General features: G+C 33.2%; 18 protein-coding genes and 1 other RNA gene. 10 read left to right on the top strand and 9 right to left on the bottom strand.

The features are described 5' to 3' along the window. The first annotated feature begins 133 nt into the window (after positions 1-133). The 3 genes from B0A64_RS20050 (at position 134) to B0A64_RS20040 (ending at position 3,509) form a co-directional block, all read left to right on the top strand. Entirely contained in the window at positions 134-1,186 is a 1,053-nt protein-coding gene (locus B0A64_RS20050; RefSeq protein ID WP_089481264.1) for a sensor histidine kinase, read from the top strand. Further along, positions 1,176-1,877: a LytR/AlgR family response regulator transcription factor gene (locus B0A64_RS20045; RefSeq protein ID WP_089481263.1), complete on the top strand. Its 702-nt coding sequence runs from the start codon at positions 1,176-1,178 to the stop codon at positions 1,875-1,877. The genes B0A64_RS20050 and B0A64_RS20045 overlap by 11 nt, the downstream gene beginning before the upstream one ends. A gap of 177 nt (positions 1,878-2,054) precedes the next feature. Beyond that, positions 2,055-3,509 carry an MFS transporter gene (locus B0A64_RS20040; RefSeq protein WP_089481262.1) on the top strand — a complete coding sequence of 485 codons (1,455 nt, stop codon included), beginning with the start codon at positions 2,055-2,057 and terminating at the stop codon, positions 3,507-3,509. 150 nt (positions 3,510-3,659) lie between these two features. On the opposite strand, the gene B0A64_RS20035 is transcribed toward B0A64_RS20040, so the two are convergent. Beyond that, the gene (locus tag B0A64_RS20035; protein WP_089481283.1) at positions 3,660-4,157 is read right to left on the bottom strand and encodes a hypothetical protein; all 498 of its coding nucleotides are present in this window, start codon (positions 4,155-4,157) and stop codon (positions 3,660-3,662) included. A gap of 90 nt (positions 4,158-4,247) precedes the next feature. Further along, the gene (fsa, locus tag B0A64_RS20030) at positions 4,248-4,904 is read right to left on the bottom strand and encodes a fructose-6-phosphate aldolase (RefSeq protein ID WP_089481261.1); all 657 of its coding nucleotides are present in this window, start codon (positions 4,902-4,904) and stop codon (positions 4,248-4,250) included. Positions 4,905-5,177: 273 nt separating this feature from the next. Here fsa and B0A64_RS20025 point away from each other — a divergent pair, with 273 nt between their 5' ends. Beyond that, positions 5,178-6,485 carry a GAF domain-containing sensor histidine kinase gene (locus B0A64_RS20025; RefSeq protein WP_089481260.1) on the top strand — a complete coding sequence of 436 codons (1,308 nt, stop codon included), beginning with the start codon at positions 5,178-5,180 and terminating at the stop codon, positions 6,483-6,485. Between the two features lie 26 nt (positions 6,486-6,511). Here B0A64_RS20025 and B0A64_RS20020 read toward each other — a convergent pair whose 3' ends face one another. Then, positions 6,512-7,315: an SDR family oxidoreductase gene (locus B0A64_RS20020; RefSeq protein ID WP_089481259.1), complete on the bottom strand. Its 804-nt coding sequence runs from the start codon at positions 7,313-7,315 to the stop codon at positions 6,512-6,514. Positions 7,316-7,494: 179 nt separating this feature from the next. Next, an RNA gene (ffs, locus tag B0A64_RS20015) (signal recognition particle sRNA small type) lies at positions 7,495-7,592 on the bottom strand. Between the two features lie 88 nt (positions 7,593-7,680). On the opposite strand from ffs, the gene B0A64_RS20010 reads away from it, so the two are divergent. Further along, positions 7,681-8,733, top strand: coding sequence for a glutaminyl-peptide cyclotransferase (locus tag B0A64_RS20010; protein WP_089481258.1), 1,053 nt, complete (start codon positions 7,681-7,683; stop codon positions 8,731-8,733). A gap of 184 nt (positions 8,734-8,917) precedes the next feature. Next, entirely contained in the window at positions 8,918-10,156 is a 1,239-nt protein-coding gene (hutI, locus tag B0A64_RS20005; RefSeq protein WP_089481257.1) for an imidazolonepropionase, read from the top strand. A gap of 890 nt (positions 10,157-11,046) precedes the next feature. Here hutI and B0A64_RS20000 read toward each other — a convergent pair. After that, positions 11,047-11,925, bottom strand: a complete 879-nt coding sequence (locus B0A64_RS20000; RefSeq protein WP_089481256.1) for a hypothetical protein — start codon at positions 11,923-11,925, stop codon at positions 11,047-11,049. Between the two features lie 97 nt (positions 11,926-12,022). Here B0A64_RS20000 and B0A64_RS19995 point away from each other — a divergent pair, with 97 nt between their 5' ends. Both B0A64_RS19995 and B0A64_RS19990 read left to right on the top strand, forming a co-directional pair. Further along, entirely contained in the window at positions 12,023-13,060 is a 1,038-nt protein-coding gene (locus B0A64_RS19995) for a formimidoylglutamase (protein WP_089481255.1), read from the top strand. 134 nt (positions 13,061-13,194) lie between these two features. Next, positions 13,195-14,451, top strand: a complete 1,257-nt coding sequence (locus B0A64_RS19990) for a DEAD/DEAH box helicase (protein WP_089481254.1) — start codon at positions 13,195-13,197, stop codon at positions 14,449-14,451. Between the two features lie 96 nt (positions 14,452-14,547). On the opposite strand, the gene B0A64_RS19985 is transcribed toward B0A64_RS19990, so the two are convergent. The 3 genes from B0A64_RS19985 to aroC form a co-directional block, all read right to left on the bottom strand. After that, positions 14,548-16,737, bottom strand: a complete 2,190-nt coding sequence (locus B0A64_RS19985) for a response regulator (protein ID WP_244285456.1) — start codon at positions 16,735-16,737, stop codon at positions 14,548-14,550. 143 nt (positions 16,738-16,880) lie between these two features. Then, on the bottom strand, positions 16,881-18,164 hold the full coding sequence (locus B0A64_RS19980) for a dicarboxylate/amino acid:cation symporter (RefSeq protein ID WP_089481252.1): 1,284 nt from the start codon (positions 18,162-18,164) through the stop codon (positions 16,881-16,883). A 52-nt stretch (positions 18,165-18,216) separates the two neighbouring features. Then, a complete protein-coding gene (gene aroC / locus B0A64_RS19975) occupies positions 18,217-19,275 on the bottom strand; it encodes a chorismate synthase (protein WP_041518357.1) in 1,059 nt (352 codons plus the stop codon). 188 nt (positions 19,276-19,463) lie between these two features. On the opposite strand from aroC, the gene B0A64_RS19970 reads away from it, so the two are divergent. Beyond that, positions 19,464-20,288 (top strand): UDP-2,3-diacylglucosamine diphosphatase, encoded by an 825-nt coding sequence (locus B0A64_RS19970; protein ID WP_089481251.1) that lies wholly within the window; start codon positions 19,464-19,466, stop codon positions 20,286-20,288. 158 nt (positions 20,289-20,446) lie between these two features. Continuing rightward, positions 20,447-20,944 (top strand): hypothetical protein, encoded by a 498-nt coding sequence (locus tag B0A64_RS19965; RefSeq protein WP_089481250.1) that lies wholly within the window; start codon positions 20,447-20,449, stop codon positions 20,942-20,944. Positions 20,945-21,054: 110 nt separating this feature from the next. Here the strand turns inward: B0A64_RS19965 and B0A64_RS19960 are convergent, their stop codons facing one another. Continuing rightward, the gene (locus B0A64_RS19960) at positions 21,055-21,483 is read right to left on the bottom strand and encodes a protease complex subunit PrcB family protein (RefSeq protein ID WP_089481249.1); all 429 of its coding nucleotides are present in this window, start codon (positions 21,481-21,483) and stop codon (positions 21,055-21,057) included. Between the last annotated feature and the right edge of the window lie 65 nt (positions 21,484-21,548).

Here is a 21,548-nt window from a genome sequence, read left to right as displayed (position 1 = left end):
CAAATAAATAACATACTTTATATCTTTTTTTTCAAAATTTTATTCAAAAGAATTGCGTTTTACCCAGTAATTGTTTAAAGTTGCACAATATTTACCAGCAGAAAGCCCCTAACAATAAATCGTTAAATTAAAGTTGACTGAAATTCAAAAATTAAAATTTGACATTAAACTCAAGAATCATGTTTGGTTTTGGGGCAGCTACTTTACTCTTAATTTTTTACGATGGGGAGCTTATTTTAACGATTATCCGTATTCGTTCAAATCAAACCTTATTGAGTTCTCTTTGCACATTCCTTTGGTTTATTTTAATCTTTTTGTTTTGGTTCCCAGATATGTTCTCAAACAAAAATATATTACCTATACCTTTTCGTTATTGGTCAGTCTGTTTTGCATTTATTTACTAAAAACTGCTCTGACTTATTATATCATATCCGAAAATATCTGGCCGGAAGCGAATAGAGAGTACCATCCGTTCGAAATCAATCATATCGTTGCCGTTTGTATTGGCGAGTTGTATGTTCTGGCAATGGCTTCGTCTGTTTATCTTACTTTGACCTGGCTGAGAGAACGTGAAAGAAACCGTTCGTTACGAGAAAATCAGTTCAAGATTAAATTAAAGTACCTTGAAAATCAAATACAGCCACATTTCTTTTTCAATACTTTAAACAATCTGTACGCTTTGTCATTAGAATCATCAGATAAAGTTCCGGATGTTATTATAAAACTATCAAATTTGATGGAATATGTTTTATATGATGTAAAAGGAACCAAATTTGTTCCACTCATAAAAGAAATTGATTATATCCAGAATTACATCGAAATCGAGAAGTTACGCTTTGATAACGTAGAGGTTACCGTAAATCTCGAGTCGAATATAGAAGATGTTGTTGTGCCACCTTTAATTTTCATATCACTTGTCGAAAATGCCTTTAAACATGGTGGTGTAAACAATAATAACTTAAAAATTAAGATTAATTGTAAGGTTATCGATAATAAAATGTTAGATTTTGAAATCTTAAATAATTTTGTAAATTCACAAAATCTTAATTTAAAAGGCGGAATTGGTTTAGTGAATACCAAAAAAAGATTAAAACTAATTTACAAAAATGATTTCAGTTTAAAGCACACAACGAAATTAAATTACTATATAATCCGTTTGCAAATACCTATTGATAATGAAAATTAAATGCGTGTTGATTGATGATGAGCCCTTGGCTATCAAAGTCCTGCAAAATTATTTTACAAATTTTACAGACTTTGAGGTAATTGGCACATTCAATAATTCTTTGGAAGCGCTTGATTTTATAAACAGTACTACTGTCGATGCCGTGTTTTTGGACATTAACATGCCTATGATGACAGGTTTTGAGCTCATTAGTCTGATCGAAAACAAAACCAAAGTTATTATAACTACTGCTTTTCGAGAATTTGCAGCAGAAAGTTATGATCTTGATGTTTTAGATTATTTAGTAAAACCTATTCCGTTACCACGTTTTATAAAATGCATTAACAAAATTACAACCGAATACAATTTAAAAAACAATATTAAAGTCGAAACCACAAAAGGAGATTCTCATATTTTTATTAAAGTCGATAAAAAAATGATGAAAATTAATATTGAAGAAATTTTATTTGTCGAAGGAATGAAGGAATACATAAAAGTTGTAACTCCTGATAAAACCTATATTACCCATAAATCATTGACTTCACTGTCTGAAGAGTTGCCTGCAGATCGCTTTTTACGCATTCATAAATCGTATGTAATTGCCCTAAATAAAGTAAAATCTATAGAAGGAAACCGTATTCAGATACAATCCTACACCATTCCTATTGGTAGAAATTACAGCAAAGAAGTAAAAAATAAAATTCTGGAATAATTTCCTGCTTTAAATTCATTTTCTAAATCGGTAAAAATTAACACTTTGTTGAAAAAATAACGCCGTTTGTTTAAATTTAACATTATTTGTGCCTTTTTATTTTTTTTTGATACACTTAACAAATATATTTACGGTCTTCAAAAAACAATAAAATAAAAAATTAACCTTATTAAAATTATGAGTTCAGAAAATGTACAAACCAAGTGGGGACAGTTTATTCCTCTTGTTATCGTATTCTTCTTTTGGGGATTTGTGGCCGCAAGTAACGATATCCTAATTCCTGTTTTTAAAACAGCTTTTCATTTATCACAAGGAGAAAGTCAATTAGTATCATTAGCATTTTATATTGCTTACACAGTTGGATCTCTTATCTATATGGGAGTTTCGGCTTTGATCAAAGAAGATTTAGTAAATAAAATTGGATATAAAAACGGTCTTTCATTAGGCTTACTAATTTCTGCACTAGGAACATTATTGTTTTACCCGGCGGCAAATACAGGATCATTTCCATTAATGTTATCCGGATTATTCATTGTTGCCTTAGGTTTTTCACTACAACAAACTGTTGCAAACCCTTTAGCAATTGCTTTAGGCCCTATTGCTACAGGATCTCAACGTTTAACACTGGCTGGAGGAATCAATAATTTAGGAACAACTATAGGACCGCTTATTGTAACTTTTGCAATTTTTGGATCAAGCACAGGAGCTTCTACGCTAAGCATCGAAAGTGTAAAAATTCCTTATTTAATACTTGGCTTAGCCTTTTTATTAGTGGCTATTTTATTAAAATTTTCTTCCTTACCGGACAGACCTGCTTTGATCGAAGAAGAAATCGCAACAGATGGTGTAGCAGCCAAAAAATCAGCATTACAATACCCTCAATTGGTTATGGGTATGATCGCAATCTTTCTTTATGTTGGAGTAGAAGTTTCTACAGCAAGTAACTTACCTGCTTACATGGAATCTCTTATCAATGCAAAAACAGGTGTTCTATATACTTTACAAGAAATCTCTCCTTATATCTCTCTTTACTGGGCTAGTTTAATGATTGGTCGTTGGACAGGAGCTATTGAAGCTTTTACAGACAAAGCAAGCTTACAACAAATATTGCGTTTCGTTGCACCTTATTTAGCTTTTGGAGTATTCCTGGCTGTAAATGCAATTGCAAAACATGACTTAACACCATTTTACATCTATGGTTTAATTATATTAGTCTTAATTGCTGCTGATATTGCGAGCAAAGGAAATCCTGCCAGAATGTTATTAATATTTTCTGCACTTGGAATTGTTGCTTTAGCAATCGGAATGTCGACTCAGGGTATTGTAAGCATTTATGCTTTTACAAGTGTTGGTTTATTCTGTAGTACACTTTGGCCATGTATTTTTACATTAGCGGTAAGCGGATTAGGAAAAAATACAAGTCAGGGAAGTAGCTTCTTAATCATGATGATTATGGGTGGTGGAGTAATTAGTTGGTTACAAGGTTTCGCTTCTGAATTTATTGGTATTCACAGCAGTTACTTAGTAGGAGTTCTATGTTTTGCTTACCTGGCATTTTATGCCTGGAGCGTGAGCGGAATCCTTAAAAAACAAGGTATTAGCTTTGACAAAAAACTTTCTGGTGGTCACTAGAAAATAACAAAAACATATAAAAACTCCCATTCGCTGCGGCCAATGGGAGTTTTTTTTTATTTAAAACAGTATCAATTTTCGCAAATAAAGTCAGGAATAAAAACACAAACTTCGCAACTTTGAACCGCTATTACTTTGCACCTTTATTGCTTACTTAGCATTTATAATATTGCTCAGGTTCTTCTTAAAAACCTCCTTATTCTTTGCTGACAAAGTATAGACAACATCTTTGTCTGCATGAACAATAACCTTATCTATATTGGCTTCTAAAAGCGCTTTGGGGTCTTTAACTTTTAAGGTACAGGCACCATCAAAAAAGCCATCATCTTCTATAATCTTTTTAGCTTCTATAATAGTTCCGTCACTTAAAACTGCCGAAATAGTCATGGTTTTATTCAATGTTTTCGAATAAAAACCATCCATAACCAACAGCAATCGGTAGGAGTTTTTCATCTCTGCGCCTTTAAATTCATGACGGGTTATATTGTAACGTAATCCCTTAGCCAGAGTCTGAAATTGTACGGAACAATCTAATTCGAAACTTGCCACATCGCCGGCTTCACTAACCTCTTTTATAATTTTGGCAGCCTGCGCATTTACGGTACCACTAACGATCGAAAACACTAAAATCAAGATTACTTTTTTCATATCCATTTCTTTTTGGGACCTATAAATGTAAAAAAAAATCGCCATCTTTTTATTAAAAGATGGCGATTTTAAATCCTAAAGAACTGATTCTTATTTATTTCCCTTTTCAAAATCAGCTACAAACTGTGCTAATCCAATATCTGTCAATGGGTGTTTCAATAATCCGTAAATTGCAGAAAGAGGTCCTGTCATAACATCTGCACCAATTTTTGCACAGTTTACAATATGCATCGTATGGCGTACAGAAGCAGCCAGAATTTGAGTTTCATAACCGTAGTTATCAAAAATCAATCTAATTTCTTCGATCAGATTCAAACCATCTGTAGAAACATCATCCAAACGACCAATAAAAGGAGAAACATAAGTTGCTCCCGCTTTTGCAGCCAATAAAGCCTGACCAGCAGAAAAAACAAGTGTTACGTTTGTTTTAATTCCTTTATCAGAGAAGTATTTTGCAGCCATAACACCTTCTTTTGTCATAGGCAATTTAACTACGATTTGCTCGTGCAATTCAGCTAATTCTTCACCTTCTTTGATCATTCCATCATAATCCAGCGCATTTACTTCAGCACTAACATCTCCTTCAACAAGATTACAAATATCAACATAATGCTTCAATATGTTGTTTTTTCCGGTAATACCTTCTTTTGCCATCAATGACGGGTTAGTTGTTACACCATCTAAAACACCTAAAGCTTGTGCTTCTTTAATCTGAGCTAAATTTGCTGTGTCAATAAAAAATTTCATAATTATATCTATTTAATTGTGTTCCTGTTTTGGGCGTGTTCGCCGCGGCGAACGGGCTATCCGTATATCTTTTATATTTTTAAAGAAAAAAATAAAAGGATATCGTTTCTATCCCTAACGCAAATTCGCTGCAAAATTACAATTTATAATTTCCATAAGATAAAAAACTAAAAAAATAATTCTAAATAGTTAGAATCAATCTCTATAAAAACGACAGACCAAAAGCTGGTTTTATTTTCGTATTTTTAAAAAATTAAAATACTCCCATAAAAAGTGCTAGAAGATCATTTTAAACAAGACATACTTAACATTGAAAAAATTTCAATTATCCCAACTTTACTCAACGTAATTTGTCAGACAACCGGAATGGGTTTTGCTGCAGTTGCGAGAGTTACGGATGACAGATGGATCACGTGCAGTGTTCAGGACAATGTTCATTTTGGCCTAAAACCAGGAGATGAATTACAGGTAAAAACTACCATTTGCGATGAAATAAGACGAGATCCCAAAGCAGTAATTATAGATAATGTAAGCGAGGATCCCCAATACCATAACCATCATACTCCGGCAATGTATAAACTCCAGAGTTATATCTCTGTACCGATTATACGGAAGGACGGAACTTTTTTTGGAACCTTATGTGCTATTGATCCAAAACCAAACAGCCTGAAAGAATTCAAAGTCAGCGAAATGTTCCATTTATTTGCTGATCTTATTTCTTTTCATCTCAACGCAATTGAGCAGGAAACGGAACATAAAATAGTCCTCGAAGAAAAAAGTCAATTGTTAGAAAAAACGGTAGATGAAAAAAAGGAAATCGAAAAATTAAATTCAGACATCGAGAAAAAACTAATTCAGAAAAATATTTCCCTTGAAAGAATGAACAGCGAACTGGAAGCTTTTAATTACATTTCGAGTCACGATCTACAGGAACCTTTGCGTAAAATTCAGCTTTTTACAGATACAATTGAGCGTGAGGAAGTCAATAATTTATCCGAAAAAGGCAAAGCAGCATTTCAAAAAATCCGTACTTCGGCTTTAAGGATGCAAACTTTAATTAATGATCTACTACTCTATTCTAAAACCAAATTTGACGATAGAAAATTTGAAGTAAAAAACATAACTGATATAGCCCAGGACGTTATTAATGATCTTACAGACGAGTTTGAAAACAAAAATGTAGTTTTTGATATACAGGAATTAGGAAAACTATCGGTGATCGAATTTCAGTTCAGACAATTACTGTATAATCTTATCAGCAATTCATTGAAATTTGCAAGTCCTGACCGCGATTTAATCATAACAGTATCTGCAAAAATCACGAATGGAGAATTCGACAAGCTTTCTCCACTTACCAAATACTACAAGATAACCATTGCCGATAATGGTGTAGGATTTGATCAATTGTATAGTGAAAAAATCTTCGGACTTTTTCAGGCTTTGCACACAAAACCATCAAAAAGCACCGGAATTGGACTTACGATAGTCAAGCGAATTGTAGAAAACCACAAAGGTTTTATCAAAGCAAAAGGAATATTAAACGAAGGAGCAAAATTTGAAATCTTTATTCCTGTAGAATAATTTCAAACTTTGCCCCTCTTCAATTTTTATAATTTATAATGGTTCATTAACATCTTCTCGTAGACTTTATCCGGAAGAGCACGTTTTAAAACAATCGAAAACTTTTGCATAAAAACACCAACTTTATAATGTACGTTTGGCTTTTTTTGCTGCATAATTTTATAAACCGCTTCTGCCATTTCATTAGGATTACTTCCTGCATCAACATGTTCATTCATAGTTGCAAGTGTATCTCCGTAAACTTTTTCGTAGGCAGAGCCTTGTATAACAGGCGCATGATAACGACCTGAAGCAATATTTGTTGCAAAATCTCCTGGTGCTACGCTGGTAATTTCGATTCCAAACGATTTTACTTCCATACGCAAAGCCTCTGTAATCAATTCTAAAGCTCCTTTTGATGCCGAATAAACACTACGATACGGCAAACCCATATAAGCAGCAATTGAAGTAATATTAATGATCAATCCTGATTTTTGTTCGCGCATTTGTGGCAAAACCGCTTTCATAACTTCAATAGGTCCAAAAAAATTGGTTTCGAAATTATTCTTGATTTCCTCCGTCGGAATTTCTTCTAATGGTCCTGTTATCCCAACACCGGCATTATTAATTACGACATCTAATTGGCCTGAAGTTGCAATAATTTTTGCCACCGCAGCCTTAATTGATTCCGCATTGCGAACATCTAAAGCAACTAGTGGAAAAACCGAATTAAGCACTTTTTCAGGATTTCTGCTCGTTCCGTATACTACAAAACCTTTTTTTTGTAAAAATTCTCCAATAGATTTTCCAATCCCTGAGGATCCTCCTGTAATTAAAACGACTTTGCTCATTTGCTGGTTAGATGTTAAATGTTATAAGTTAAATGTGATGTATATTATAAATAGAATCTAATGCGATAGTTAAAAACATTTTACCTCTAACCTATAACTTCTCACTTTACGAAAGGTCCAAAAATAAAAAAATCCTCCATAAGGAAGACTGATTTTGTATAAATTCTAAAAAATAAAAAAAATGGCAAGCGACCTACATCGCACCGCTCAACCACGTACCCTTGCTATGTTCCCATCCTGGGGGAGTCTGCAGGAGCTGGTCGTGTAGGACTTGCCGATGCAAATATACAATCTTTTTATATTTTTGCAAGAGCTTTGTTGCTATAAAAATATCGTCGTATATTGGCTTATTCAAATTTTAAACTATGAAAAAATATAACTTCCTAACTGTCATTTTATTAGGAATCACATTAATTGGATGTGGAGATAAAAATAAAGCTGAAAATTCTTTATTTAACATTGATGATTCTGCTTTTCCGGCACATTTTACGCAACAAGAAGCAGTTTCTATTGGAATTTTGAACCCAAATTCGAAAGAAATTGATAGCATTACTTACTTTATAAATGATAAAAAGGTAGGAACTACTAAAGGAACTGAAAAATTTAAATTTGCATTAAAAGATCAAAAACTGGGATATCAATACCTAAAAGCGTCGGTTCATTTTGGATCTGATTCTTCAGATGCTACCAAACGAATCGAATTAGTTTCTAATATCGAAGCTAAACCCTTAAAATATAAAATCGTAAATACTTTCGCTCATGATAAAAAATCATTTACAGAGGGTTTAGAGTTTTATAAAGATACTTTATATGAAAGTACCGGACAAGAAGGCGCTTCTTACCTTAGAAAATACGATTATAAAACCGGTAAAGTTTACAAACAAATTGATCTTGACAAAAAGTATTTTGGAGAAGGAATCACTTTTATAAACGGAAAATTATACCAGTTAACCTGGCAAAACAAAACTGGTTTTATTTATGATGCAAACACCTTAAAACTGGAGAAAACTTTTGCTTATGATAAAGATATCGAAGGCTGGGGAATGACAAATGATGGTAAATACATTTATCAAACTGATAAAACGGAGAAAATCTGGAAAATGGATCCTTCAACTCAAAAAATGGTAGATTATATCAATGTTTATTCCGGAACATCAAAAATTAAAGCGATTAATGAGCTGGAATGGATTAACGGAAAAATTTATACCAATGTTTGGTTCAAAGATGCAATTGCAGTTGTAAACCCTACATCTGGTGCTGTCGAAGGGATTCTTGACATGTCAGGTTTGCGTAAATTAATGACTGACGTAACCAAAGACGATGTTTTAAACGGAATTGCTTACAATCCTAAAACAAAAACAATTTTTGTAACCGGTAAAAACTGGAGCAAAATGTTCGAAATAACCGTTTCAGAATAACATAGAAACATAGATTTTTTATTTTGAAAAAAGGTAAATCAAAAGAAACTCATTTCTCACACATAGCTATATGTATTATTATAAGTGAAACGCCTTTTTTGAGAGTTAAAAATCTATGTTTCTATGTGTTAAGATTAATTAAGTTTAATAGATTAAAAGCACTTCAACAGACTAAACCCATACAATGATCACTCTTATCAAAAACATAAAAGAATTGCTTCAGGTTCGTGAAACTTCTGTTTCTAAAGTTTCCGGAGCAGAGATGGCAGTTCTTCCTTCTATAAAAAATGCTTTTTTAGTTTTAAAAGACAATCTGATTGCTGATTTTGGATCCATGGAAAATCTTCCTGAACTACAGGCGGATAAAGTTATTGATGCAACCGGACGAATTATTTTGCCTTCGTGGTGCGATAGTCATACGCATATTGTGTACGCCGGCAATCGCGAACAGGAATTTGTAGATCGAATTAATGGCTTTTCATACGAAGAAATTGCAAATCGTGGTGGCGGAATTTTAAATTCTGCTAAAAAACTCAACGAAACCACAGAAGACGAAATCTATGAGCAGTCTAAAATTCGCTTAGAAGAGGTTATGCATTTAGGAACGGGAGCTGTAGAAATAAAATCCGGATACGGGCTAACAATCGAAGGGGAATTAAAAATGCTTCGTGTTATTAAAAAACTGAGCGAGAATTATCCAATCTCTATAAAAGCTACTTTTTTAGGCGCTCATGCTTTTCCGGTACATTATAAAGACAACAAAGCAGGTTATATTGATGAAATTATTACCAAAATGCTACCTGAAATTGCTCAAAACAAATTGGCAGATTATATTGATGTGTTTTGCGAAACGGGTTATTTTTCTGTAGAAGAAACAGAAAAAATCATGCAGGCAGGAATTGAACTTGGTTTACAACCCAAAATACATGTCAATCAGTTTAATTCGATTGGAGGAATTCAAGCCGGAGTTAAATTTAAAGCCCTTTCTGTAGATCATCTTGAGATTATGACACCAGAAGATATCGAAGCTTTAAAAAATACCCAAACGATGCCTGTAGCATTACCATCTTGTTCTTATTTTTTAAGTATTCCGTATACACCGGCAAGAGAAATGATACAAGCAGGACTTCCGCTTGCCTTAGCGACAGATTTTAATCCTGGTTCTACTCCATCCGGAAATATGAATTTTGTGGTTGCAACAGCTTGTATCAAAATGAAAATGACTCCTGAAGAAGCTATAAATGCAGCAACAATAAATGGTGCTTATGCAATGGGAATTTCAGAAACCCACGGAAGTATCACCAAAGGCAAAAAAGCCAACCTGATTCTTACCAAACCAATCTCTTCTTATTACCAAATTCCATACGCATTTGGCAGTAACCTTATAGAAAGTGTTTTTGTAGAAGGCGAAATTTTAGCATAAAAAAAGAGGAGTTAAGCTCCTCTTTTTTTATAGTCTTTTTTGCAAGCTACAATCCTCAAAAAGAATTACTTAAAATACTGACAAAGTCATTCTTTTTATTTGTCAATTACAAAATTAGGGGCTATATTTACGATTCTTAATTATAGCTTTTTTCTTATGTATTTATTCTATACATCTTTAGGCTTATACAACTTTGGTTTGAAACAAAATGTTTTTACAACCAATGCAAATCTCTATACTAAAATGAATAGTATAATTAAGGGTTCTTTTATCTTAAAATTAAAAATCTTCCCGAATTATTAAGCACCTGCGAGTGTGCTTATTAAATCCTGTATAACTTTATTCTTTACCCATTCATCTCCGAAAAAATTACGGAGAATGCTACTCGCTTATAAAGTTTTATTTACTAAAAACCCGTTGGGTGTAATTAATTTTAACACATAGAAACATAGCTTTTGGATCTTTAAAAAAGGCGTTTCACTTGTTTAAAATGCACATAGCCTAGCGATGTGAAAGAAATGTATTTCTTTTGGCATTCCTTTTAGCTAAAAAAATCTATGTTTCTATGTGTTAAATATATATTTTTTGACCCAAGCGAAGCGAACAGACGAAGTAATTACACCCAACGGGTTTACTGAAAGATAAAATACAGGATCCGGATTTATTCAATTTTTATAATTAAAACTATTAAGATCATGGCTAAAGTAAACACTTTAAAAGCAGCTAAAACTGATATAAAAGCAAAAAAACAAGAAAAAATTCTAAAAAAGCTAGAAGAAAAACAAACTAAAAAGCGAAAATAAACAACGCTTTATTCCATAAAAAAAGGTCTGTGAAAAACTTCACAGACCTTTAATATTTTAGTGGTATTATTACCTAAGCGACGCGAATTATCTTAAACTAAAACTAGTTTTAGAAACTAATTCATCATTATCAAATACATTGATAAAGTAAGTTCCTTTTTCAAAATCTTTACCTGCTAAATCTTCTGTAACATTTACTGTTTTGTTTTCATACTTAACAGTAGTTTTAAAACTGTATGTTAAAGAATTATCACCAAAATTTTCTGTTTTCTTTTCTCCTAAAACATTGTTTTTAGCATCGATAACCTGTACATAATACGTTTTGTCTCCAGACTTAGCGATTTGGTTTTCAGCGATAGTAAAACTAATTTTCAAAACGTCAGCACGGCTTGCTTTATCTGTTTCAATTTGTTTTCCAGAACTTCTTAATTTATAAGCAGAAGTTTTTGTGTTTAAAATTGATAATTTAGCTCCTTTTTCGACAGTTTTAGCCAATTCTTCGTTTTGACCAACTAATACTTCATTATATTTTTTAGACTCTCCTAAAACTACAATAGTACTATCTCTCTGAACTGTCAAAACACCATTTTGTTTTTTCAATTCGTCGTTTTCAGCTACAAGAGTTTTCATTTTGCCTTGCATTGCCTGAACCTGAGATCTAAATTTAGACACATCTCCTTTTGATTTATTCAAATCATCCATTAGAGCAACTACTTTATCTCTTTCCTGAATAAGTTCATCAGACATTGAGGTGTTTTCAGCAATTGCAGCGTCATAAGTTGCTTTTAACTCTTGCAAATCTTTCATAACAGATTCTTTCTCTGTCATGGTGGTTGTAAGTTCGCTCTTAACTACATCTGTATCAGATGATAATTTAAAAATATACACTAAGCTACCAATAAGTAGGACTGCTAAAACTGCGATTACCGCTTTTAGACTTGAGTTGTTGTTCTTTGGGTTTTCCATATTTAAAAAATTTTCTTTAAAACAAATTTAAGAATTAATATAAGGTAATAACGTAAGTTACTACAATTATATTATTTTTGGAAAATAAAATTTTTTCATGGAGAAATTAATTCCTTTTACCGTTAATGATTTAGCAAAAGTCACAAATCATCGAAGTGGTGAAATAAAGTTTGGAGAAAAAATGATTATTATTCCGAAAGGAGTTGATAAAATTAATTTTCTAAAAGAAAGTGAAGCTAAATATGTGCTCCTGGGAATTCCGGAAGATATTGGCGTGCGTGCCAATTACGGCAGGCCTGGTGCGGCATCTGCCTGGGAAAGTGCTATAAAGAGCATTGCCAACATACAACACAATCGTTTTTCTAAAGGAAGCCAGATTATTGTTCTGGGGCAAATTAATGTTGCACAAGAAATGCGCGATGTCGAAAATCTTGATTTTAATGATATCGACGACCGCTCAAAATTGAGCCAGCTTGTTGAAAAAATTGATAAAGAAGTTTCGCATATTATTTTTAACATTATAAAAGCAGGGAAAACTCCTATAATTATTGGGGGAGGACATAATAATGCTTACGGAAATATAAAAGGCTCGGCTTTGGCCAATGGAAAACCAATCAACGCCATTAATTTTGATGCCCATTCCGATTTTAGAATTCTGGAAGGCCGTCATAGCGGAAACGGTTTTTCGTATGCTTATGAAGAAGGTTTCTTAAAAAAATACTTCATTTTTGGCTTACACGAAAACTATACTTCAAAGAGTGTTCTGGATATTATAAAAAAATTAGAAGACCGCGTTCGCTATAATACGTATGACAGTGTTAATATTCGCAAGGAAAAAGATTTTAACAGGGAAATGGCTTTGGCTTTAGAGTTTATAAAAACAGACTCTTTTGGTATTGAAATTGATCTGGATGCCATTCCTAATATTGCCAGTAGTGCTATGACGATCAGTGGGTTTTCTGTAGAAGAATTGCGCCAGTTTATTTCTTTTTTCGGACAACATCGAAATGCGGCCTATTTGCATATTTGCGAAGGTGCTCCGGATTTGGCAGATTCGCCTAACAACAACTTAATTGGCAAATTAATTGGGTATCTGGTTACTGATTTTATCAAAGCCAATAACGAAAAAGAATAATTAATTTGAAAGTTTACCAACTGAAAATTAGTTGATTTGCCAAATAAAACAAGATTCAAATAAACGATTGGCTGAATAAACCTATCTTTGCACAGAATTTTAGTGCTTAAAACTAAATTCTTAATACCTAAGATATGTTATTCGAAGATTTATCACTTTCAAAAAGTATACAAAAAGCCGTATTTGAAGAAGGCTACCTAAACCCTACTCCTATTCAGGAACAATCTATTCCGATTGTTTTGGCAGGAAGGGATTTAATTGGTTGCGCGCAAACCGGTACAGGAAAAACGGCTGCATTTGCAATCCCAATCATACATCAATTACACCGAATTGTAGGCTCCTCTAAAAAAGCCAAAGTAATTCGCGCACTTATAGTTACCCCAACACGTGAATTAGCGGTTCAGATTGGACAAAGTTTTGATACTTATGCCAAATATACGAACCTGAGTCAATTGACCATTTTTGGTGGAGTTTCGCAAAATCCACAAGTAGATGCGCTAAAAAACGGAGTTGACATTTTGGTCGCAACACCGGGAAGATTATTGGATTTACAGAAACAGGGGTTTCTTGATTTAGATCATTTACATACTTTGGTCCTGGATGAAGCAGATCAAATGCTGGATATGGGTTTTATAAACGATGTAAAAAAGATCGTTAAACTAACCCCAAAAAACAGACAAACCTTATTGTTTTCTGCAACGATGCCTATTGCTATTCGCGAATTGGCCGAAATGTTCCTGCAAGATCCTGCAAAAGTAGAGGTTTCGCCAGTTTCGTCTACAGCCGAAAACGTAGAACAACGTGTTTATTTTGTAGAGAAAACAGAAAAAAGAAATTTACTGTATCATTTAATAAAAAACGAAGAATTATCAAACGTATTGGTTTTTTCGAGAACCAAACACGGAGCTGATAATGTGGTAAAAGCATTGCGTAAAAAAGATATTCCTGCCGAAGCTATTCACGGTGATAAATCGCAAAATGCAAGACAACGCGTTTTAGATGCTTTTAAAAATAAAGAAGTTGGCGTTCTTGTTGCTACAGATATTGCAGCAAGAGGTATTGATATAGATCAGTTGCCGTTTGTAATCAACTTTGATTTGCCTAATATTCCGGAGACTTACGTGCATAGAATTGGACGAACCGGTCGTGCCGGAAACGGAGGAATTGCGATCTCATTTTGTAGCAAAGACGAACACGGGTACTGGAAAGACATTCAAAAATTGATCAAAGTAGAAGTAAAAACGATTACAGATCATCCGTATCAATGGCATGCAGGAAGCCCTGAAGCAGCAGCAACAGAAGAAAAACCTAAAAACTCAAATCGAAGTGGTGGTGCTCATAAATCGAGAAAATCGAATGCTTCCAAACAAAACAAAAAACGCTGGTACTAAACCTACTGTATAGAACCAAATAGTATAAAAAACTAAACACGAATTGCACAAATTGACACGGATTTTTATCCTTAACTTAGTTTGTGAAATTCGTGTTTATACTTTTACACTTTTCTCGTTTTTTGCTTCATTTATTAAATAACTTATAATCTTAAACAACTTAACAGGTTCAAAGGGTTTAATAATTATATCATTTATCCCTGAAGAAATTGCTTCGTCTGTTATTTCGTCTTTATCAAAAGCAGTAAGAGCTACAATAGGTGTTTTTATATCCTTTAAACGAATTCTTTTGGTAGTTTCAAACCCGTTCATCAACGGCATATTTATATCCATCAAAATAAGATCAAAATCTTCCCTTTCCAACATTTCCAAAGCAGCAAAACCATCATCAACTACTTTACAGATATAATTATTTTTTTCGATTATCTTTTTCGTAACCAATTGATTTATGAGATTATCTTCGACAATTAAAATTTTATAAACTTCATTCGAAGTCAGATCGACTTCAATTTCATCTATAATTTTTCTGGTCTTCTCCGGGTCATACTCAAAAGGAATTACAAACGAAAATGAGGTTCCTTCGCCAATAGTACTTTCCAGCATAATTGTACTGCCAAAAAGACCTAACAATCGCTTAACGATGCTTAAACCTAATCCTGTTCCCTGATAATCTTCATCTTTTCTGCCAACCTGAACAAACTTTTCGAAAATTTTACCCTGATCTACAATCGCAATCCCTACTCCGTTATCTTTTATAAGAAAATCCAGAAAGTATATTTTACCTTCTGTTCTGTTTAGTTTTACAATAATTTCGACTTCACCGTCTTTAGTAAATTTTAATGCATTACTAACCAAATTCATCAGGATCTGAGCCAGCCTTAATTTATCGCCAATTAGATATTCCGGAATCCCGGGACTGATCGAGACAGAAATTTTATTGTTATTTTTTTGAGATAAAAAAGAAAGAGAATTTTTGATCATCGTAATTTCGTCCGAAACATTAAAAGTCAGATTTTCTAAAATCACTTTATTCTCTTCGATTTTATTAATTTGAAGAATATCATTGACCAGGGATAATAGATACCTTGCCGAGAATTTTAAAGAACTTAAATGCTGACTTCTCGACAATTCTTTATGTTCCTCGAGCAGCATATTTGTAATCCCCACAACACCATACAGCGGAGTACGTAATTCGTGGCTTATAGTCGATATAAATTGCGTTTTGAGTAATGAGGCATCTTCGGCAATTTCTTTTGCTTCCAGAAGCTCTAAATTGTGTTTCTTCTTGAATCTGATATTTTTAATCAAAGTAATAATCAGCAAAAGAAGAATAAACGAAATCAGCACAAACAAGATGACAATTATTCTGGATTTTTTAAGACTTTGATATTGCGAATCTTTTTCGCTCTCGATTTTATCAATTTGTCGTTTATACTCATCCAGCTCAAGATTAAAACCGGCACTGGACGCTTTCTTGAGCTTTTCCTGGTTGTATAGTTCTTCGGTAATTTTATTGTATGCCGCCAGATTTTCGTAAGCCTGTTTGTACTTTTTATTTTTTGATAAAAATTTCGAGTATTCTAAATGTGTATAGGAGAGATCTGATTTTTCGGAGCCACTTTTACCTGCTTCGATCGCTTTAATAAAAAAAGCATTTGCCGCATCAAATTCGTTATGGTTACTCAAATACATTGCGTTAAGCATGTTAACAACAATCTCTGTAGACTCAAAACCGTATTTATTTTTGTTGATATTTACAAATTTCAGATAAGGGTATCCTTTTTTGTATGCGCCAACATCAAAATAGGCCCAGGCTATATTTACGTTCGTAAAATAAACCTGGCTCATACTATTAATCTTTAAACTGTAAGCAATTGATTTTTTATAAAATTTTATTCCTTTATCAAATTGCTTTTTCTCGAAGCAGTAGATATTTCCTAAATTATTGTGAAGACTGTATTTTATAGAATCGTTATCTGTTTTATTAGCGTAGAACAATCCTTTGTTGTAAAAAAAAATTGCTTTATCAAACTCTGACAATTCACTATAATTGCCTGCAATAATTTTATACGATTTTGCAATCAAAAAATTATTTTTGGCAGCTGTAGCATAATTCAAAGCTATTCTGGAATTAATTAGTGACTTTTCGAAATTAGATTCCTTATAATCTTTCCAGGCTTTTTTTACGAGTAAAGCGATCTTATCCTCCGAAATGGTTTCAGATTGCGCAATTGCTGAATTGGCATAACAATTCAGGCAAAATAATAGTAATAAAAAAATCCGCATTTGGGGCATGAATCGGCTAGTTTTATCAAATATACACTTAAAAATAAAAAAAAGCTGTATTTCATATAAAAATACAGCTTTTCTTTATTTATATAGATATTGCTAAAAATTTAAGATATTTTCCAGCAAAAAATACATTAAACTTACTCTACAGATGTTTCTGCTCCCTCTTTATCATCTTCCCATTTTCCTACAACCGATGTTGCCAAAGCATTTCCTAAAACATTTGTAGCACTTCTGAACATATCACAAAAGTGATCTATTGGCAGGATTAACGCAATTCCTTCTACGGGAATTTTAAACATTCCGCAAGTAGCGGCAACAATTACCAAACTTGCTCTTGGCACACCTGCAATACCTTTACTGGTTAACATTAAAACCAAAAGCATTGCCATTTGTGTTCCTAAATCTAAATGAACACCATAAAACTGAGCGATAAAAATACTTGCAAAAGTCATGTACATCATACTTCCGTCAAGATTAAACGAATAACCAAGCGGCAACATAAAAGCTACAATTTTGTCTTTTACCCCAAAATCTTCTAATTCTTCTGTTAATTTAGGAAAAACAGCTTCGCTGCTTGTTGTTCCAAAAGCGATTGCCAATGGCCCTACAATACGTTTTAACAACTCTGTCATTCTTCCTTTCAGGAAAATATACCCTACAGCAATCAAGACTACCCATAATGTACTGATTCCGACCAGAAATGATCCGAAAAATTTAAAATAGGTTATAATTAATTCTTCTGCATCTCTTATAGCAAATACACCTGCAATGGCACCAAAAACTCCTATTGGAGCAAAGTTCATTACGTAGTTTACCATTTTTAAAACAATATGCGAAGCTTTGTCAAAAGCATTTATAATGGGTTTTACAGTACTGCCTAATGAAGCAGCTGCTAAACCAAAAAAGATAGAAAATATTACAATCTGTAAAATTTCGTTGGTAGCCATTGCCTCAAAAATACTTTTAGGAACAATATGTTCTACAAAATTCTCAACAGATAATATTTTTGTTTTAGCGGTTACTTCAGATGCAGCAGCCATATCTACATGGTCTAATTTTAACCCAACACCCGGCTGTAAAATATTTACATAAAACAATCCAATTAATAAAGAAATAAAAGAAGCCGTAAAAAACCATCCAAGAGCTTTTCCTCCTACTCTGCCCACCGTTTTTATATCTCCTAATTTTGCAATTCCTACTACCAGAGTAGTAAATACCAAAGGGGCAATAATCATTTGCACCAATCTGATAAAAATAGTCGCAAGCATTTTTATTTTATTGCTAAACGATAGTGCCGCTTCCTCTGAAATCGAATTATGGATAATAATTCCCAGAGTTGCTCCAAGCACCATTGCAATTACAATTTGCCCTGTTAACCCTTTAAGGAATGATTTTTTTTTAGTTTCTGTAACTTCTTGCATTAATTTGTTTTTTTAGATTAAAATACTAAGACCCTCACTGTCTTAATCTTTATTAGTACGTTTTGTTGATCAAATAAAAATCAGCCAAAACTATTGCTGCCATTGCCTCGACAATAGGCACAGCACGCGGAACAACACAGGGATCATGACGTCCTTTTCCGGTCATTGGTGTAATGTTTCCTTTATTATCTAATGAATCCTGAGTTTGCATGATCGTCGCAACAGGCTTAAAAGCTACCCTAAAATAGATATCCATTCCGTTGCTGATTCCACCCTGAATTCCTCCTGAAAGATTTGTTTTTGTTGTTCCGTCAGGATTGTATAAATCATTATGTTGGCTTCCTTTCATTTCAGAACCGGAAAATCCGCTTCCGTATTCAAAACCTTTTACTGCATTTATAGAAAGCATCGCTTTTCCTAATTCGGCATGTAACTTATCAAAAACAGGTTCTCCTAAACCTACGGGAACGTTTTGTATTACACAGGAAACAATACCGCCAACGGTATCACCCTGTTTGCGAATATCGCGGATATATTCTTCCATAATCGCTGCCGACTTTTCGTCAGGGCAACGAACAGGATTACTTTCTATTTTCGAAAAATCCAAATCCTGATACGGCGTATCTAAATGTATTGGACCAACTGAAGAAACGTAAGCATTAATTTTAATTTCCGGTAACATTTGCTTTGCAATTGCACCAGCCACTACCCTGCTTGCTGTTTCACGCGCAGAACTTCTTCCTCCACCGCGATAATCACGAAACCCATATTTCTGATCGTATACATAATCAGCATGGCTTGGTCTGTAATTGTCTTTTATATGCGAGTAATCGTCAGATTTTTGATTCGTATTCGGGATAATAAAACCTATTGGGGTTCCAGTTGTTTTACCTTCAAAAATTCCGGATAAAAACTGAACCGCATCCGGTTCTTTACGTTGCGTTACAATTGCTGATTGTCCTGGTTTTCTGCGAGACATTTCAACTTCAATTGCTTCCAGATCAAGTTCTATTCCTGATGGACAACCATCAATGATTCCGCCCAAAGCTTCACCATGAGATTCTCCAAATGTAGTAACTTTATATAGGGTGCCGTAGCTATTTCCTGCCATTGTAATTTGTTTTGAGCAAATGTAAGTTTTATGAATTAAATTAAAAAATTTAAAATTAGTATTATTAAGTAAAGGTTAAGTAGTTTAAAAATCACAATTTATTAAAATTGTACCCAAATTGATAACCTTTTGATAAAACAAATCTGACGAGAGTTGCTTTTATTTGTTAAACTTCAAAAAAAGAAAAATTGAAAAAACGAAATGTCGAATTGGTCATCCTTTCAGATGTCCATTTGGGAACTTACGGAAGTCACGCTAAAGAACTAAACAACTATCTATCAAGCATTAAACCTAAAACATTAGTCTTAAATGGTGATATTATTGATGCTTGGCAATTTAGAAAATCATACTTTCCAAAAGCACATTTAAGAGTCATTCAAAAAGTAATAGGAATGGCTTCTAAGGGTACAAAAGTGTATTATATCACTGGAAATCACGATGAAATCCTTCGAAAGTTTAGTGATATGAACATGGGGAATTTTTCTTTGGTCGACAAATTAGTATTAGAATTAGACGATAAAAAAGCGTGGATTTTTCACGGAGATGTTTTTGATGCTTCTGTACAACACTCTAAATGGATCGCAAAACTAGGCGGATTAGGATATGATTACTTAATTTTAATGAATCGCTTTGTCAATTGGTGCCTGGCAAAATTAGGACGCGAGCCTTATTCTTTTTCTAAAAAAATAAAAGCAAGCGTAAAAAAAGCGGTTAAGTTTATTTCTGACTTCGAAACTACTGCAACAGATTTAGCTATCGAAAAAAACTACGATTATGTAATTTGCGGACATATTCATGAACCTAAAATTATTACCAAAGAGAACAAACACGGATCTACCTTATATTTAAATTCCGGCGATTGGGTCGAAAACCTTACGGCATTAGAATACCATAAAAAACGTTGGAAATTATACTCGTACGCAGAAAGTAATTTTACCGAAGAAGAAAATCTTTTTGAAATGGAAGATATTTTAAGTTCTCAATTAATCTCTTCTATTATTCTGAAAAAATAAATTCCAGCATCGCTAAACGCGCTAATTATAAGGGAAATTTTACTTTTTATATCCCGTGGTTATTTATGAAATGTGAATTATATAACAATTTTCAAAAATAATATACGTTTGAAGATTGTGTGTAACTGTACATTTGAAAAAAATTAATAACCCCTTTTATGAAAAAAATCATTTTATCTGCCATTATGCTATTAGGATTAGCGTTTACGGCTCAATCACAAGAAATTGCAAAAAATGCACTTGGAATACGCTTAGGCGACAATAACGGTTTTGGTGGAGAAATCTCATACCAAAGAGGATTAAGTCAAAAAAACAGACTTGAGTTTGATTTAGGATGGAGAAACAGTAGTGACGTTGATGCTATAAAAGCAGTTGGACTTTACCAATGGGTTTGGAACATCGACGGTGGTTTTAACTGGTATGCCGGTGTTGGAGCTGGTATCGCTGCATGGGATCACGATTATTATACAAACAATAATAAATTTAACGATAGCGGAACTTATGTTTTTGCTGCCGGAGATATTGGTATCGAGTATACCTTTGACAAAGCACCAATTACACTATCATTAGATGCAAGACCAGAAATTGGTTCCGGATACTATGACGATGACAACTTTGGATTCGATGTAGGTCTAGGAGTTAAATTTAGATTCTAAATAAAAGTAAAAAATAATTGTAAAAAGAAATCCTGTCATTTCAAACGACAGGATTTTTTTTTGTTCAGCCAAATACGATTTTCACTCCTCTTACTGCTATAGCAAAAACCTTATTTTATTATGATTTCCTTTTTCGAATGTATTTTTACCACTGTATAAGGATAAGTAATAACCTGCAGGACCATTGCATCCGGAGCAGGATTATTTTCTTTTACGGTAATGATAATATTTTTATCTGTTTCTTCTACTTTTTCAACTCCAATAGAATAACCTCCGGTATTTTTCTCCCCCATATTCAGGATAATATAATTGGAATTATTAATATCATCGTGTTTCATTTTGGCCGCCAAAAGAGGGTCATTTTCTAACATTTTGATTTCATTTGGTTCCGTCAAAATTTCAAAAAATTTAATATTCCCACCACCATCAGATTGTTCTGTCAAAACTTCATATAAAATTTTAGAACCTGAATCTGCTGTTTTTTTTGCTCCACAAGAAATCAAAACAAAAACTATTAAAACCGAAATTACTTTTTTCATTTACGCGTATTTTTAAATTATGTTTTACCCCGTTGGATGTAATTTAAAAAAATAAACACATAGAA

Source organism: Flavobacterium araucananum, assembly GCF_002222055.1.
GTDB lineage: Bacteria > Bacteroidota > Bacteroidia > Flavobacteriales > Flavobacteriaceae > Flavobacterium > Flavobacterium araucananum.
The sequence above is the reverse complement of the archived record's forward strand: the minus strand, read 5'-3'. Positions and strand labels throughout refer to the sequence as shown.

Bases quoted from the DNA above. Each gene is read 5' to 3' on its own strand.
- B0A64_RS20045 (WP_089481263.1), top strand. From the start codon at position 1,176: ATGAAAATTAAATGCGTGTTGATTGATGATGAGCCCTTGGCTATCAAA.
- B0A64_RS20040 (WP_089481262.1), top strand. From the start codon at position 2,055: ATGAGTTCAGAAAATGTACAAACCAAGTGGGGACAGTTTATTCCTCTT.
- B0A64_RS20035 (WP_089481283.1), bottom strand. From the start codon at position 4,157: ATGAAAAAAGTAATCTTGATTTTAGTGTTTTCGATCGTTAGTGGTACC.
- fsa (WP_089481261.1), bottom strand. From the start codon at position 4,904: ATGAAATTTTTTATTGACACAGCAAATTTAGCTCAGATTAAAGAAGCA.
- B0A64_RS20020 (WP_089481259.1), bottom strand. From the start codon at position 7,315: ATGAGCAAAGTCGTTTTAATTACAGGAGGATCCTCAGGGATTGGAAAA.
- B0A64_RS20010 (WP_089481258.1), top strand. From the start codon at position 7,681: ATGAAAAAATATAACTTCCTAACTGTCATTTTATTAGGAATCACATTA.
- hutI (WP_089481257.1), top strand. From the start codon at position 8,918: ATGATCACTCTTATCAAAAACATAAAAGAATTGCTTCAGGTTCGTGAA.
- B0A64_RS20000 (WP_089481256.1), bottom strand. From the start codon at position 11,925: ATGGAAAACCCAAAGAACAACAACTCAAGTCTAAAAGCGGTAATCGCA.
- B0A64_RS19995 (WP_089481255.1), top strand. From the start codon at position 12,023: ATGGAGAAATTAATTCCTTTTACCGTTAATGATTTAGCAAAAGTCACA.
- B0A64_RS19990 (WP_089481254.1), top strand. From the start codon at position 13,195: ATGTTATTCGAAGATTTATCACTTTCAAAAAGTATACAAAAAGCCGTA.
- B0A64_RS19985 (WP_244285456.1), bottom strand. From the start codon at position 16,737: ATGCGGATTTTTTTATTACTATTATTTTGCCTGAATTGTTATGCCAAT.
- B0A64_RS19980 (WP_089481252.1), bottom strand. From the start codon at position 18,164: ATGCAAGAAGTTACAGAAACTAAAAAAAAATCATTCCTTAAAGGGTTA.
- aroC (WP_041518357.1), bottom strand. From the start codon at position 19,275: ATGGCAGGAAATAGCTACGGCACCCTATATAAAGTTACTACATTTGGA.
- B0A64_RS19965 (WP_089481250.1), top strand. From the start codon at position 20,447: ATGAAAAAAATCATTTTATCTGCCATTATGCTATTAGGATTAGCGTTT.
- B0A64_RS19960 (WP_089481249.1), bottom strand. From the start codon at position 21,483: ATGAAAAAAGTAATTTCGGTTTTAATAGTTTTTGTTTTGATTTCTTGT.